Source organism: Tropicimonas sp. (genome assembly GCF_047971885.1).
Lineage (GTDB): Bacteria > Pseudomonadota > Alphaproteobacteria > Rhodobacterales > Rhodobacteraceae > Tropicimonas.
In genome coordinates, this window is the sequence record NZ_JBKEAE010000114.1 from 1 (window position 1) to 14,840 (window position 14,840).

The window sequence follows — 14,840 nt, forward strand, 5'->3', positions numbered from 1 at the left end:
CCGTTCCCATAGGTATCGCCGCTCTTCCACAACTCGATCTGCGCCAGCACCTGATTGGTGAAGGAGGCGGACATGACGAAGGACGGATGCCCCGTGGCGTTGCCAAGGTTCAGCAGCCGCCCCTCGGACAGCAGGATCAGCCGGTTGCCATTCGGCATCTCGATCATGTCGACCTGATCCTTGATGTTGGTCCATTTCATGTTGCGCAGGGCGGCCACCTGAATCTCGTTGTCGAAATGGCCGATATTGCCGACGATCGCCATGTCCTTCATCGCGCGCATGTGCTCGATGCGGATCACGTCGCGGTTGCCGGTGGTGGTGACGAAGATGTCGGCCGTGTCGACCGCATCCTCCAGCCGGACCACCTCGAAGCCGTCCATCGCCGCCTGAAGGGCGCAGATCGGGTCGATCTCCGTCACTTTCACCCGCGCGCCGGCGCCGCGCAGGCTGGCGGCCGAGCCCTTGCCGACATCGCCGTAGCCGCAGACGACAGCGATCTTTCCGGCCATCATCGTGTCGGTGGCGCGGCGGATGCCATCCACCAGCGATTCCTTGCAGCCGTACTTGTTGTCGAACTTGGATTTGGTTACGGAATCGTTGACATTGATCGCCGGGAAGGGCAGCAGACCCTTCTCGTGAAGCTGGTAGAGGCGATGCACCCCGGTTGTCGTTTCCTCCGAGACACCCCGGATCATCCCGCGCTGGCGGACAAACCAGCCCGGCGTTTCGGCCATCCGCCGGCGAATCTGGTCGAACAGGGCGATCTCTTCGTCCGACCCCGGCGTTGCGATCAGGTTTTCCTCACCCTCTTCGACGCGCGCGCCGAGCAGGATATATAGTGTCGCATCTCCGCCATCGTCGAGGATCATGTTCGCGCCACCTTGCGGAAACCGGAAGATCCGGTCGGTGTAGGACCAGTATTCCGCCAGCGTTTCACCCTTGACGGCAAAAACCGGCACGCCGGCTTCGGCAATGGCGGCGGCGGCGTGATCCTGGGTCGAAAAGATGTTGCAGCTTGCCCAGCGCACCTCGGCACCCAGGGCGACAAGCGTCTCGATCAGCACGGCCGTCTGTATCGTCATGTGCAGCGAGCCGGCGATGCGCGCGCCGGCGAGCGGCCTGGTTGCGCCATATTCCGCGCGCAGCGCCATCAGCCCGGGCATTTCCGTCTCGGCGATATCAAGCTCCTTGCGCCCGAATCCGGCAAGGGAAATGTCTTTGACGATGTAGTCCTGCGGCACGGAACGCTCCTCGGATGGCTGGAAATCTGTCGCGGGCTGACGTAGCACCCGTTCCGACGACCGGCAAGGTCCGGGCGGAAGCACAGAACCGGGAGGACAAGGTGGCAGCGCAAACACGCGCCTGGCAGCGCATGTTATCGGGGCGGCGGCTCGACCTGCTCGATCCCACGCCGATGGATATCGAGATCGATGACATCGCCCACGGACTTGCCTTCGTGGCGCGCTGGAACGGCCAGACCAGAGGGGATTTTCCCTATTCCGTCGCCGAACATTCGCTTCTGGTCGAGGAGCTGTTTCGCCGCCTGCGACCGCGCGCGCCGACGAAATGGTGCCTCGCCGCGCTGTTGCACGATGCACCCGAATACGTGATCGGCGACATGATCTCGCCGGTCAAGGCAGCGGTCGGGCCGGACTACAGGGCGCTGGACGAACGGTTGACCGCAGCAGTTCATCTGCGTTTCGGCCTGCCCGCCGAACTGCCGAAAACGGTCAAGCAACAGATCAAACGGGCGGATCGGATCAGCGCCTGGCTCGAAGCAACGCAGATCGCCGGGTTCACCGAAACCGAATCCGACAGGTTTTTCGGCAAGCCGAAGCCGCAGGATATCGACGGGCTGACGATCCGCCTGCGGCCGCCGGTCGAAGTCCGGTGCCGCTTTGCGGCGCGTCTTGCGGAACTGCTGGCGGTGGCGGGCTGATCAGCCAGGGCAGATATCGCCGGCCCAAAGCGCCGCGATCCGCCCGTCGTCGCCCAGACGCCCGCGCACACCGCCGGAGTCGAACGAGCCATCTGCCGGCCCGACACCGGGATAGGATCCGCCAACCCTCAGGCCCGACGCCGTAGCGACCCGGCCCGCACCGGAATGCCAGCCACGCAGATCGCCGTTGCGAAACGCCAGCGAGAAACCGCCCGCCCAGTTCACCGTTGCCAGACTGCCTCCGCTGCAGGCCGGCAGGCTGCCGGACCCGCCCGGCGGCTCGCCAAGTACCCTGGTAACCGCCTGGACGGCCCCCGCCTGTGCCCGGCCGAACCCGATCTCTAGCCCTGTGCCGGCGACCCCCAGACCGTCCGGCTTCAGGATCAGGTCGCCGGATGGCCCGGCAGATTTCCCGGATGGCGCGCAGGCCGAAAGAACGGCCATGCCCAGGGCAACGGTACAGGCGATGGCAACCCTGCCGCGTGCCGCTGCCACCTAGCGCGGGCTCCGCTTCGCAAGGATGCGCTGCAGCGTGCGCCGATGCATGTTGAGCCGCCGCGCAGTCTCGGAAACATTGCGGTCGCACAGTTCATAGACCCGCTGGATATGCTCCCACCGCACCCGGTCGGCCGACATCGGGTTTTCGGGAGGCGGCGGCAGCGCATCGCCGTTGGCAAGCAGGGCAGCGGTCACATCGTTGGCGTCGGCCGGTTTCGACAGGTAATCGGTGGCGCCGATCTTTACCGCAGCGACAGCCGTCGCGATGGCCCCGTAACCGGTCAGCACCACCACCCGCGCGTCGGGGCGTTTTTCGCGAATGGTCTCGACCACATCGAGCCCGTTGCCATCCTCAAGCCTGAGGTCGACCACCGCATAGGCCGGCGGACGCGCGGTCGCGACCGCCTTGCCGGCGGCAACGGACTGGGCCATCTCGGGCTCGAAACCGCGTTTTTCCATCGCCCGGGCCAGACGGCGCAGGAACGGTTCGTCATCGTCGACGATCAGCAGGGATCTGTCTTCGCCGATATCCTGTAGTTCACGCTCCGCCATCGGCACCCTCCGACATGGAATTATCTGTTGGGCAGACAGTAGTGGCATGTCGCCACTGCGTCAAACAGATGCGGTCTGCATCCGCTGCATCGCCGCCATTCAGAGTTTTTCCAAGAAACACTGTACCTTGTCGGCGAGTTGTTCGCCAGTCAGTTCGCGACGGAAATACTCGACGAATCCGGTTTCGGGCATCACCAGATAGGTAAAGGTCGAATGATCTATCAGGTAGTATTCGTCTTCCGGATCGCGAATGGAGAAATAGGTCCGATAGGCTTTCGAGGCGGCGCGTATCTGTTCCTCGCTGCCGGTGAGACCCAGCATGTCGGGGTGAACGTTATGGGTAAAATCCGCCATCGCGCGCGCATCGTCGCGCCCGTAATCGACCGAAACGAACACCGGCTGCACGTCGAAGCCGCGCTCCTTGAGCACATCCACGGCTTCGGCATTGCGCACCGTATCGAGCGGACAGACATCCGGGCACTAGGTATAGCCGAAATACAGCAGCGACGGTCTGGTGAAAATCTCCCTGTCGGTCACCGTTTCGCCCGTCTCGCTGACGAGTTCCAGCGGCCCCCCGATATCGCCCGGGCCGCCGGCAACGGCACCGCTTCTGCATTCGGCAAAGGGATCGTCTGGCGCGCGCGTTGCCACGAACGCCGCCGTGCCGGCCACCAGCGCGACAATTGCAACTGCCGACGCAACGACATAGGTGCGCGTATTCATCGGTTCCTTCCTTTCCGGCTCCGCCAGCTTCCTGCCGGCATTGCGCAGCCGGACAAACGATTGCAGGTTGAACGGAGCCCAGCAGCGGAGAAGCTATATGGATAGCCCTTCTTTTCCGGTTTTCGACGGAATGTCGAGAAGCCAATGGGTCAGGTTGCGCACGCTCATCGTGCTGCGCTGGATCGCCATTGCCGGACAGATCGCAACCATCGTGGTTGCCAGGGGTTATTTTCACCTCGATATCCCCGTCGGGCTCTGCCTGCTGGCGATCGGTATCGCGATTGTCGCCAACCTGCTGGCGATTTTCGTCTACCCGCAGAACAAGCGGCTCTCCGAGAACGAAACCGTCCTGACGCTTCTGTTCGATGTCGCGCAGCTTTCGTTCCTGCTTTATCTCACCGGTGGCCTGAACAACCCGTTCGCGCTGCTGATCCTTGCCCCGGTCATCATCGCCGCCACGACGTTGCGGTTGCATTCGACATTGTTTGTCGCCGGCGCCGCGATCCTCTTTATCACCCTGATGTCGTTGTTTTACCTTCCGCTGCGAACCGAGCAGGGGCAGGTGCTCGAAATGCCCGGGATCTTCCGCTTCGGCTTCTGGGTGGCCATCGTGATCGGAATCGGGTTTCTCGCGCTTTATGCCCGCCGTGTCGCGACCGAGGTTCATTCGATGTCCGAAGCGCTGGCGGCTACGCAGATGGCGCTGGAACGCGAACACAAGCTTACCGATCTTGGCGGGGTTGTGGCCGCTGCGGCGCACGAGCTTGGCACGCCGCTGGCGACGATCAAGCTGGTCAGCTCCGAACTGATGGAAGAACTCGAAGGCGACGACGCGTTGTACGAGGACGCCGCGCTGATCCGCGGGCAGGCCGACCGTTGCCGCGACATTCTCCGCTCGATGGGCCGCGCCGGCAAGGACGACCGGCACATGCGGCAGGCGCCGCTCGACACGGTGATCCGCGAGGCGGCGGATCCCCATCGCGACCGGGGCAAGACCATTCACTACAACGTCGCGCCCGCCGCCGGGGGATCGAACCGTCAGCCATCGATCTTTCGCCGGCCCGAGATCATTCACGGTTTGCGAAATCTCGTTCAGAACGCGGTCGACTTCTCCGCCGGAAACGTGTGGGTCGATGCAAGCTGGACCGACAGCCGGGTCGTCATTCGCATCTCCGACGACGGAATGGGGTTTCCGCCTCAGGCGCTCGGGCGCATCGGCGATCCCTTCATGAAAATCCGCAAGACCCGCGCCGAGATTTCGCGGCGCCCGGAATACGAAGGCATGGGGCTGGGTCTTTTCATCGCGAAGACGTTGCTGGAACGCTCGGGCGCCGAACTGGCCTTTGCCAACGGTGCCGATCCGTTTCTGACCGAATCCGAACGCCCCGAGCGCAGTGGCGCGATCGTCGAGGTTGCCTGGCCACGCGACAGGATCGTGGCAGACGAGGAAGAGGCTGGCGGCGGGTTGGGTGAGAATTCGCGCATCAGAATTGCCTGAAATATTCCATAATTAACGGACGTTTAACCAATCGGGAACGATTATTCCGCCAACCCCCGGGGAAAGGTTGCGTGACGGGATGAACGTCGATCTGTCCGTTGGAATTGTGATTCTCGCGTCGTCATTCGCCTCGGCACTGCTGGCGCTTCATGTCGTTGGCAGGCAGCTTCCCGGACGGCACGTAAGCTGGACCCCGCTCGACAAGCTGGGCGATCCGGTCGCGTTGCTGTTTCGCGGACGCGATCTTGTCGATGCGACTCCGGCTGCCCGGGCGCTAATGGAAACCGGCCCCGGATTTCTCGACGATCTGTCACGCACGATTGCGGCGCTGGGCCGGCGCTTCCCCGACATGGAGGCGGCGCTGGGCACCCTTCCCGACCGGCATCGCGTCGTCCTGCACGCTGCGGACGGCGAGGCGGAACTGGAAGCGGAATGGCGCAGCGATCTTGTGCGCGTGGTGCTTCACGAACGCCTGTGCGCGCCGGACGCTCCTCCACCCGATCACCTGAGTCATGCCGCCCTGACAGAGGAGCTTGCCACCCTGCGCCGCGTGATAGACGACGCGCCGATACTGGTGTGGAAAGAGGACGCGGCGGGTGCGGTGCGCTGGGCGAACGGCGCCTATGTCGACCTTGCGCTGCGCCTGCAACCCGAAGGCGAGCCGCTTGGCTGGCCGCTTCCCCGCGTTTTCGGCCAGCGCCCCGCCGGCCCCGATCCGGCCGAACCGCCGCGGCGCCTTTCGGTGACGGTCCCCGGGTTCGACGAGCCGCGCTGGTATGACAGTTTCAACGAGAATCTGGGCGACGAGATTCTGATATTCGCCCTTCCCGCAGACAGGCTGGTTCACGCCGAGGCCACGCTGCGCGAATTCATGCAGACCCTCACCAAGACCTTCGCGCATCTGACCACCGGTCTTGCCGTTTTCGACCGGGAGCGGCGCCTGGTGCTTTTCAATCCGGCACTTACCGATCTCTCGGCACTCGAGCCGCAATTCCTCAGCACCCGGCCGACCCTGTTCGAATTCCTCGACCGGCTGCGCGAAAGGCAGCGCATGCCCGAGCCCAAGGATTACAAGAACTGGCGTCAGCAGATCGCGGCGATGGAATGCGCCGCCGCCTCGGGCAGACATCTGGAAACCTGGTCGCTGCCAACGGGCCAGACGTTCCGCGTCACCGGGCGGCCACATCCCGACGGCGCGGTCGCGTTCCTGTTCGAGGACATCAGCGCCGAAATCTCGCTGACGCGCGGTTTCCGCGCGGAACTGGAGCTTGGCCAGTCGGTTCTCGACACGCTGGACGAGGCCATCGCCGTATTCTCGTCGTCCGGCGCTCTGGTCCTGACCAACGCCGCCTACCGGCTGGCATGGAACCACATGGCCGACGATACGCTCGCCACAACGGGGATCGTCGACGCGACCCGTCATTGGCAGGCACTCTGCCAGCCGACGCCGGTGTGGGGCGATCTACGCGATTTCGTACGTGAATCGGGCGAACGCGCCGAATGGAACGCCGATGTCAGACTCAGCGACGGTTCGGCCGTCGCCTGCCGGTTCGCGCCGGTTGCCGGCCATGCCACACTGGTGGTATTCAGCCCCATTCCGCCGGTTATCGGCGCGCGATCTTCCGCACCCCTTCCGCTCGCCGTTCGCCTGTCCTGACACGAAGTTGCCCGGCACCGCAATGCACGGTTGCAGGCGCGCCGCCGCTGGCTAGTGTGCCGCTATGACAATCGACAATGCTCATCAGGGATCCGCAAGGATCGCGCTCGCCGGTCCCGGGGCAACCGACAGGCTTGGGCAGGTGCTCGGCCGCCTGCTTCGTCGCGGCGACACGGTGCTGCTTTCCGGCCCCATCGGCGCCGGCAAAAGCCATCTTGCCCGCGCGATCATTCGCACACGGCTTGCCGAAAGCGGCGCCCCGCCCGAGGACATCCCCTCGCCGACCTATACGCTGGTACAGACCTATTCCTGCGGCGATACCGAGATATGGCACGCCGATCTCTACCGGCTGTCCGGACCGGACGAGATACAAGAGCTTGGGCTCGACATGGCCTTTGCCCACGCGATCTGCCTTGTCGAATGGCCCGACAGGCTGGGCGAACTGACACCGCGGAACGCCCTGACCGTCACACTTTCGCTCGTTGGCGATGGCCGTATCGCAGAGCTTGGCTGGTGCGCGCCGCGCTGGGAGCCGACTGTCGCACAACTGTCTGCCATCATGGAGTATGAACCGTGAACCGTCAGGCACGGCGCGACCGCTTCGTCGCCACCGCCGGATGGGCGGAAAGCGCTGCAACCCCGCTCGCCCCCGATTCGTCGAACCGCCGGTACGAGCGGCTCGGCCGGTCCCGCGACGGCAGCACCGCCGTTCTGATGGATGCGCCACCGGGAGCGGGCGAAGATGTGCGCCCGTTCATCCGGATCGCCGAGCATCTGAAGGGGCTGGGGCTTTCGGCGCCGGAAATCCTCGCCGCCGACCCGGAGTCCGGTTTCCTGCTGCTGGAAGATCTGGGCGACGGGATATTCACCCGGTTGATCGAAAAGGGCACAGCCAACGAGGAGGAGCTTTATCGCGCCGCCGTCGATGTGCTTCTGGAATTGCATCGGCACCCCGCGCCACCCGATCTTGCCATCTTCACGGCCGATCAGCTTGCCGGGGCGGGCGATCTGGCGCTTGGCCATTATGCCCCGTGCGGCGACCGGCCGGTGAAGCGGGCGGATTTCGACCGGCTGAGGCGGTTGTTCCGAACCGCCCTCGCCGGTCTTCAGCCCGCGCAACCCGTAATGGCGCTCAGGGATTTTCACGCCGAAAACCTGCTCTGGTTACCGGACAGGGCCGGAACGCGGCGTGTCGGACTGCTCGATTTTCAGGACGCCTTCGCCGGCCACCCGGCTTACGATCTCGTCTCGCTGCTGGAGGATGCGCGGCGCGATGTTCCGCCGGCGCTGCGCGATGCGATGGTCGCCCATTATGCCCGGCGGGCGGCGCTCGATCCTGTCGCGTTCGAAGGCGCCTGCGCCGTGCTCGGCGCCCAGCGCAATCTGCGGATTCTCGGTGTCTTCGCGCGCCTGTCGAAGCACCTCGGCAAACCGCGATATGCAGAGTTCATCCCCCGTGTCTGGGGTTATCTGCAGCGCGATCTCGCCCATCCGTCGCTGGCGCCCCTTGCCGCCTTCGTCGCCGAAGCGCTGCCGGGCCCGTCGCCCGAACGGCTGCGCATGTTGCACGAACCCGCCCCCGGCGGTGCCCCGCAGGCGGCAATGTGTTTCGGCGCCGGTTTCGGTACCCGGATGGGCGCGCTGACCCGTGACAGGCCGAAACCCCTGATCGAGGTTGCGGGCAGCACATTGCTCGACCGCACACTCGATCTTGTTGTCGAGGCGCAGGTTCCCCGGCGCGTGGTCAACACCCATTACCGGGCAGGGCAGATCGCAAACCACCTGGCCGCCCGCCCCGACATCCTGCTGTCGCACGAGGTGCCCGATATCCTCGAAACCGGCGGCGGGCTGCGCAGGGCACTGCCGCTGCTGGCCGGCGATCCGGTTTTCACCCTCAACACCGATGCGGTCTGGACCGGCCGGAACCCTCTCGCCGAGCTTGCGCAGGCATGGGACCCCGCGCGCATGGATGTGCTGGTGCTGCTGATCCACCCTGCCCGCGCAACCGGTCACCGGGGCGCGGGCGATTTTTCGGTCGCACCGGACGGGCGGCTGGCCCGCGGGCAGGGCAGTATCTATTCCGGTGCTCAGATCCTGCGCACCGAAGGTCTGGCGGCGATCCCTGACGAGGTGTTTTCGCTCAACCTGCTCTGGGACCGGGTGATCGCGGCGGGGCGGATGTTCGGGGTCTGGCACGACGGCGGATGGTGCGATGTCGGACTGCCCGAGAACATCGCCATGGCCGAGGCGATGCTGGCGGAGGGCGCCGATGGCTGATCTGGCAAAGGCCCGGCTCTTTGCCGTGCCCTGCGGTGTCGACTATCCCGAAGCGCTGATTGCCGGGCTCGCGCGCAGGCTGCCGGCGGACGACCCGGCCGCCTGGGCCAGGACGACGGTTTTCGTCAATTCCGGCCGGATGAGCCGCCGCCTGCGGGACATGTTCGACAAGGGGCCGGCGCGCCTGCTGCCCCGGATCAGGCTGATCGCGGATCTTGCCCGGGAGACCGGCTTTCCCGATATCCCGCCCCATCTCGACCCGCTGCGGCTGAGGCTCGATCTCGCGCGCCTGCTGCTCGACCTGATCGGCGCTGGCCGGATCCACGCGCCGCGCGCATCGGTCTTCGATCTGGCCGACGGACTTGCCGCGCTGATCGACGAGATGCATGGCGAGGGGGTCGAGCCCGAGGATCTGGCGGCGCTCGATGTCGGCGCCTTTGCCGCCCACTGGCAGCAGGGCCGCGCCATTGTCGATGCGGCCTTCACCCATTTCGGGTTGCGGGACGACATGCTTGCCGGCGCCGAGGCCCGCCGCCGCCGGGTTATTGCTGCGCTCGCCGACCGCTGGCAGGACGCTCTGCCCGCCGGGCATCTGGTGATCGCCGGCTCTACCGGTTCGCGCGGCGCAACCCGCATGCTGATGGAGGCCATCGCGCGGTTGCGCAACGGATATGTCGTGCTGCCGGGGTTCGATTTCGACCAGCCCGGCCCGGTCTGGAATGCGCTGGACAGTGCGCGCGGCAGCGAGGATCACCCACAGTTCCGCTTTCATCGGATCCTGCGCGATCTGAGGCTTGCGCCGCACGAAGTGACGCCCTGGACCGGAACCGCACCCGCCGCACCCGAACGCAACCGGCTGCTTTCGCTGGCGCTACGTCCCGCGCCCGTGACCGACCAGTGGCGAAGCGAGGGCAAGGCACTTGCCGGCACGCTGGGATCTGCCACCGCCGGCATGGCGCTGCTGGAGGCGGCCGATCAGCGATCCGAGGCGGGAGCGATTGCCGTCCGGCTGCGGCAGGCGGTGGCGGATGGGCAGACCGCCGCGCTGATCTCGCCCGACCGGAACCTGACCCGGCGCGTCGCGGCCTCCCTGCAACGCTGGGGCATCGAACCCGACGATTCCGCCGGCGAACCGCTACAGCAGACGGCCCCCGGCCGCTTCCTGCGCCATGTTGCCGCGTTGCGTATCGACCGGCCGGACCTGCCCGCATTCCTGACGCTGCTCAAACATCCGCTCACCGCGTCGAGCGACGGGGTACGCGGGCCGCATCTGCGCTGGACGCGCGAACTGGAATTGCGCTTGCGCCGCCGGGCGGTGATCCGGCCCGGGCGCGCCGATCTTGCCGCGTGGGCCGCAAGGGGCGCCGACGATGGCCGGCGCGAATGGGCCGACTGGCTTGCCACATTGCTCGAAGAGGCGCCCGAACCGCACGCGATGACCGTCGGCGTCCACGTCGCGCGCCACCGGGCGCTTGCCGAACGTCTTGCCGCAGGGCCCGGCATGGTCGGCAGCGGCAGGCTGTGGCAGGAACGGCCCGGCGAGGCTGCGGAAGCGGCGCTGCAACACCTTGGCGCGGCCGGTGACAGCGGCGGGCACCTGACCACGCGCGACTATTCCAATCTGCTACGGGCGCATCTGTCGGCGCTCAGCGTGCAGGACCCGACACGCCCCCACCCCGAGGTGATGATCTGGGGCACGCTCGAGGCGCGGGCGGGCGGTGCCGATGTGGCAATTCTTGCCGGGCTCAACGAGGGAAGCTGGCCCGCCCTGCCGGCGCCCGACACGTGGCTCAACCGGCGGATGCGGCAGGAGGCGGGGCTTCTGTCGCCCGATCGCAGTATCGGGCTGGCGGCGCACGATTTCCAGCAGGCCATTGCGACGCATGAGGTGCTGCTGACCCGTGCCCTGCGCGATCAGGAGGCGGAAACGGTTCCCTCGCGCTGGCTTAACCGGCTGACCAACCTTCTGGGCGGACTGGGCAAGGAGGGTACGGCGGCGCTCGAAGGGATGCGGACGCGGGGCAGAACACTGGCCGCACAGGCCGCCGCGCTCGACCGGCCCGCAGTCCGGGTTCCACCCGCGCCACGCCCGTCGCCCTGCCCGCCGCTTGATATGCGGCCGCGCGAACTGGCGGTGACGCGGGTCACCCAACTCATCCGTGACCCCTACGCGATCTATGCTTCCCACATCCTGAGGCTGCGCCCGCTGGCACCCCTCCTGCCCGAGGCGGACGCGCGGACAAAGGGGACGATCCTGCACAAGGTCATGCAGGCGTTCGTCGCAAGCGACGAGGCGCGCGGCAACGATGAAGCCTGTGCAACGCGCCGTCTCGCGAAAATCGCGGCACAGATCCTGGCGCAGGATGCCCCGACCGAGGCTGCCCGGGCGCTCTGGCATGCCCGGTTGATGGCCGCCGCACCGCGCCTGATCGCAGATGAGTTCCGGCGACAGGCCGAAGGTATGCCGGTTCTGACCGAAAAATCCGGCGGTCTGGCGCTCGATGGCATGGAATTCCGCCTGACAGCCCGACCGGACCGGATCGACCGCCTGAACGACGGGACCTATGCGATCTACGATTACAAATCCGGCAATCCGCCCAGCAAGGATCAGGTCAGGCATTTCGACAAGCAACTGCCACTGGAAGCGGCGCTTCTCGAGCGTGGCGGCTTCGAAACCCTGCGCCGCGCACCGGTTGAAAGACTGGGTTACATTTCGCTGGGCGTAAACGGGGCCGACCGGGTGCTGGATATCATGGATGACGACGGTCGCCTTGCCGATGTCGCGTGGGAGCGACTGCACCGGCTGATCGCCGCCTATGGCCGGCGTGATCAGGGCTATACCACGATCCGCGCCGCCGAAACCACCCGGTTCGAAGGCGACTACGACCACCTTGCGCGTTTCGGCGAATGGGATCTGACCAGCGACGCGGTCCCGATAATCGTCGGCCGACCGGAGGAAAACGGATGAACCCACCGGACGAAGCCACCGCCCGGCAGATTGAGGCGGCGAACCCGCGGGCTTCGACCTGGCTGTCGGCCAATGCCGGCTCGGGCAAAACGCGGGTTCTGACCGACCGTGTGGCACGGCTGCTGCTGAACGGCACCCCGCCCGAGAACATCCTCTGCCTGACCTATACCAAGGCAGCGGCGGGCGAGATGCAGAACCGGCTGTTCCGGCGGCTCGGCGACTGGGCGATGCAGGACGACGACGGACTGCGTGCGGCACTGGCGGAACTGGGCGTTGCCGAGGCACTCGACGGCGATACCCTGGCGCGGGCACGGCGCCTTTTCGCCGCTGCCATCGAAACGCCCGGCGGGCTGAAGATCCAGACCATCCACAGCTTCTGCGCCGGGCTTCTGCGCCGCTTTCCGCTGGAAGCCGGGGTCAGCCCGGGATTTGCCGAACTGGACGACAGCGCCGCGCGGGTGCTGCGATCCGAGGTGCTGGACCATCTTGCCAAGGTCGAGCCGGCCATTTTCGCCGACATGGCGGCGCGCGTCAGCGACGAGGACATGACCGGGCTTGCGGCGCAGATCTCGTCACACCGGAGCGAATTTCCCCACCATCCCGACCGCGACGCGGTGCTGGAGCTTTACCGGCTTTCTGTCGGCCTGACCCCGGCGGACATCCTTGGCGATCTGGCAGCGGACACGGGCCTGCTGACAACCATCGCAGAGGTTCTTCAGGGCCAGTCGGCAACCATGCTCGCGCTAGCCGCCGATCTGCGGCAGGTTGCGGCGGCGGGAGTTTCGGAGGCATCTTTTGCACTGCTGACAAAACGCTGTCTCTATGCCTCGGGCGAAAATGCCGGCCGGCCCAAACCCGGCGCGCTGACGAAAAAGGCACGCGAGGCGCTCGGCCCGCTGGCCGGTGAATTCGACAGCCTGAGCAGCGCGGTGGCCTGCGCCAGCGACCGCCTCAAGGCGCTGGCTTCGGCCGAGGCAACGCTGGCGCTCCATCGTTTCGCCGCCGTATTCCTGCCCGAATATGCCCGCCGCAAGGAAGAGGGCGGCTGGCTCGACTTCGACGATCAGATCCAGATGGCCGAAAAACTGCTCTCCCGACCCGGTATCGCCGATTGGGTGCTGTTCCGTCTCGACGGCCAGATCGACCATGTTCTGGTGGACGAGGCGCAGGACACCAGCCCGCTGCAGTGGAAGGTGATCGAACATCTGACGCGCGAGTTCACTTCAGGCTCCGGCACGACCGAAGCCGGGGAGCGCTCGATATTCGTCGTCGGCGATCTCAAGCAGTCGATCTATTCGTTCCAGGGGGCCGATCCGCAGGGATTCATTCGTATGCGCGAGGCCTTCGCCGTGCGGCTCGGGCATCTCGACCTGACCCTGCAGCAACTCGAACTGCAATATTCCTTCCGGTCCTCGGGCGAGGTGCTGCGCACGGTCGATGGCGTCTTCGCGCAGGAAAACCCGCACGGGCCCGATCAGGCCGTCCGGCATATCGCCTTCAGGCGGCATCTCCCGGGCCGCGTCGATCTGTGGCCGCTGGTAGAGCCTGCCCCGAAGGCCGGGCGCGAAGACTGGTATCAGCCGGTCGACATGGTGGGCGAACGGCATCACACCGTCGTACTGGCCGACAGGATTGCCACGCAGGTGCGCGCGATGGTGGATCACGGCTTCATCTGGTCGGAAACGGACGGCCGCTTCGCGCCGCGCCCGGTCACCGAAGGCGACGTTCTGATCCTCGTCCAGAGCCGCGGTCCGCTGTTTCACGAGATCATCCGCGCCGCCAAGGCGGCGGGGCTGAACGTTGCCGGCGCCGACGTTCTGAAACTGGGCGAGGAACTGGCGGTGCGCGACATCCGCGCCGCGCTCTCCTTTCTTGCAACCCCCGAGGACGACCTGTCGCTTGCCGCCATCCTGCGCTCGCCACTGCTCGGCTGGTCCGAGGCGGAGCTTTACGATCTGGCGGCAAACCGCGCGACGACCGACGGGAGAACCGAATTCCTGTTCCGGGCGCTGCGCCGCAGGCAGGCGGAATTTCCCGCAACCTGGGCGATGCTGTCCGATCTGCGCGACAGCGCCGATTTCCTGCGCCCCTACGACCTGATCGAAAAGCTGCTGGTCCGCCATGACGGACGGCGCAGGCTGGTGGCGCGGCTGGGGGACGAGGCATCGGACGGGATCGACGCGCTGCTGGCGCAGGCGCTTGCCCACGAACGTGACGAGGTGCCCAGCCTGACCGGCTTCCTGGCCCGGATGGAAGGGGCGGAGATCGACATCAAGCGCCGCGCCGAAGGCCGGGGCACCAGGATGCGGGTGATGACGGTACATGGCGCCAAGGGGCTGGAATCGCCCATCGTCATCCTTCCCGATACCGCGTTTCGCCGTGCGCCGCACGAATTTCGCGGCGATATGCTGACCTCGGACAGGGGCGGTATCTTCTGGGCCGGCAACAGGGCGGACAGCCCCGAAGTGCTGAACAACCTGCGCGCCGACGCGATCGGCAAGCGCCAGGACGAGGCGCAGCGCCTGCTCTACGTTGCCATGACCCGTGCCGAGCAATGGCTGATCGTCGCGGCAGCGGGCGATCTGGGAAAGGGCGGGGACAGCTGGTACGAACAGGTTCGGAACGGGATGCTGGCCGCCGGCGCCTCGGCCCGGGAGTTCGACGGTGGTCCGGGGCTGCGGCTCGAATCCGCGCAATGGGCCGGCGCAACCCGTCCGGCGCCGCCGGA

The 14,840-nt window shown here is 66.3% G+C and carries 10 protein-coding genes and 1 pseudogene; 7 read left to right on the forward strand and 4 right to left on the reverse strand.

The window, feature by feature from the left end; translation table 11 throughout:
* Window positions 1-1,241: adenosylhomocysteinase (gene ahcY / locus ACK5IR_RS09675; RefSeq protein WP_416928313.1), on the reverse strand; the 1,241-nt coding region annotated here is incomplete at its 3' end.
* A gap of 101 nt (window positions 1,242-1,342) precedes the next feature.
* On the opposite strand from ahcY, the gene ACK5IR_RS09680 reads away from it, so the two are divergent.
* Window positions 1,343-1,939 (forward strand): HD domain-containing protein, encoded by a 597-nt coding sequence (locus ACK5IR_RS09680; protein ID WP_416928315.1) that lies wholly within the window; start codon window positions 1,343-1,345, stop codon window positions 1,937-1,939.
* Here the strand turns inward: ACK5IR_RS09680 and ACK5IR_RS09685 are convergent, their stop codons facing one another.
* From ACK5IR_RS09685 to ACK5IR_RS09695, 3 genes and pseudogenes are all read right to left on the reverse strand, one after another.
* Entirely contained in the window at window positions 1,940-2,434 is a 495-nt protein-coding gene (locus tag ACK5IR_RS09685) for a hypothetical protein (protein WP_416928317.1), read from the reverse strand.
* Entirely contained in the window at window positions 2,435-2,989 is a 555-nt protein-coding gene (locus ACK5IR_RS09690) for an ActR/PrrA/RegA family redox response regulator transcription factor (protein ID WP_416928319.1), read from the reverse strand.
* A 99-nt stretch (window positions 2,990-3,088) separates the two neighbouring features.
* Window positions 3,089-3,712: pseudogene (locus tag ACK5IR_RS09695) on the reverse strand (SCO family protein).
* 97 nt (window positions 3,713-3,809) lie between these two features.
* On the opposite strand from ACK5IR_RS09695, the gene regB reads away from it, so the two are divergent.
* From regB to addA, 6 genes are all read left to right on the forward strand, one after another.
* Complete coding sequence (regB, locus tag ACK5IR_RS09700; protein WP_416928321.1) at window positions 3,810-5,210, forward strand: sensor histidine kinase RegB; 1,401 nt, start codon at window positions 3,810-3,812, stop codon at window positions 5,208-5,210.
* 79 nt (window positions 5,211-5,289) lie between these two features.
* Window positions 5,290-6,867: a PAS-domain containing protein gene (locus ACK5IR_RS09705; protein WP_416928324.1), complete on the forward strand. Its 1,578-nt coding sequence runs from the start codon at window positions 5,290-5,292 to the stop codon at window positions 6,865-6,867.
* Window positions 6,868-6,931: 64 nt separating this feature from the next.
* Entirely contained in the window at window positions 6,932-7,444 is a 513-nt protein-coding gene (gene tsaE / locus ACK5IR_RS09710; RefSeq protein WP_416928326.1) for a tRNA (adenosine(37)-N6)-threonylcarbamoyltransferase complex ATPase subunit type 1 TsaE, read from the forward strand.
* Window positions 7,441-9,144, forward strand: coding sequence for a phosphotransferase (locus tag ACK5IR_RS09715; RefSeq protein ID WP_416928328.1), 1,704 nt, complete (start codon window positions 7,441-7,443; stop codon window positions 9,142-9,144). Before tsaE ends, ACK5IR_RS09715 begins: the two co-directional genes overlap by 4 nt.
* Window positions 9,137-12,112, forward strand: a complete 2,976-nt coding sequence (gene addB, locus ACK5IR_RS09720; protein ID WP_416928330.1) for a double-strand break repair protein AddB — start codon at window positions 9,137-9,139, stop codon at window positions 12,110-12,112. Before ACK5IR_RS09715 ends, addB begins: the two co-directional genes overlap by 8 nt.
* The coding region (gene addA, locus ACK5IR_RS09725; RefSeq protein ID WP_416928332.1) for a double-strand break repair helicase AddA at window positions 12,109-14,840 on the forward strand (2,732 nt) is incomplete at its 3' end. The genes addB and addA, both read left to right, overlap by 4 nt.

What these genes read in the sequence shown, in the direction of transcription:
- ACK5IR_RS09705 (WP_416928324.1), top strand. Translation starts at nt 5,290, where the DNA reads ATGAACGTCGATCTGTCCGTTGGAATTGTGATTCTCGCGTCGTCATTC.
- ACK5IR_RS09690 (WP_416928319.1), bottom strand. Translation starts at nt 2,989, where the DNA reads ATGGCGGAGCGTGAACTACAGGATATCGGCGAAGACAGATCCCTGCTG.
- addB (WP_416928330.1), top strand. Translation starts at nt 9,137, where the DNA reads ATGGCTGATCTGGCAAAGGCCCGGCTCTTTGCCGTGCCCTGCGGTGTC.
- regB (WP_416928321.1), top strand. Translation starts at nt 3,810, where the DNA reads ATGGATAGCCCTTCTTTTCCGGTTTTCGACGGAATGTCGAGAAGCCAA.
- tsaE (WP_416928326.1), top strand. Translation starts at nt 6,932, where the DNA reads ATGACAATCGACAATGCTCATCAGGGATCCGCAAGGATCGCGCTCGCC.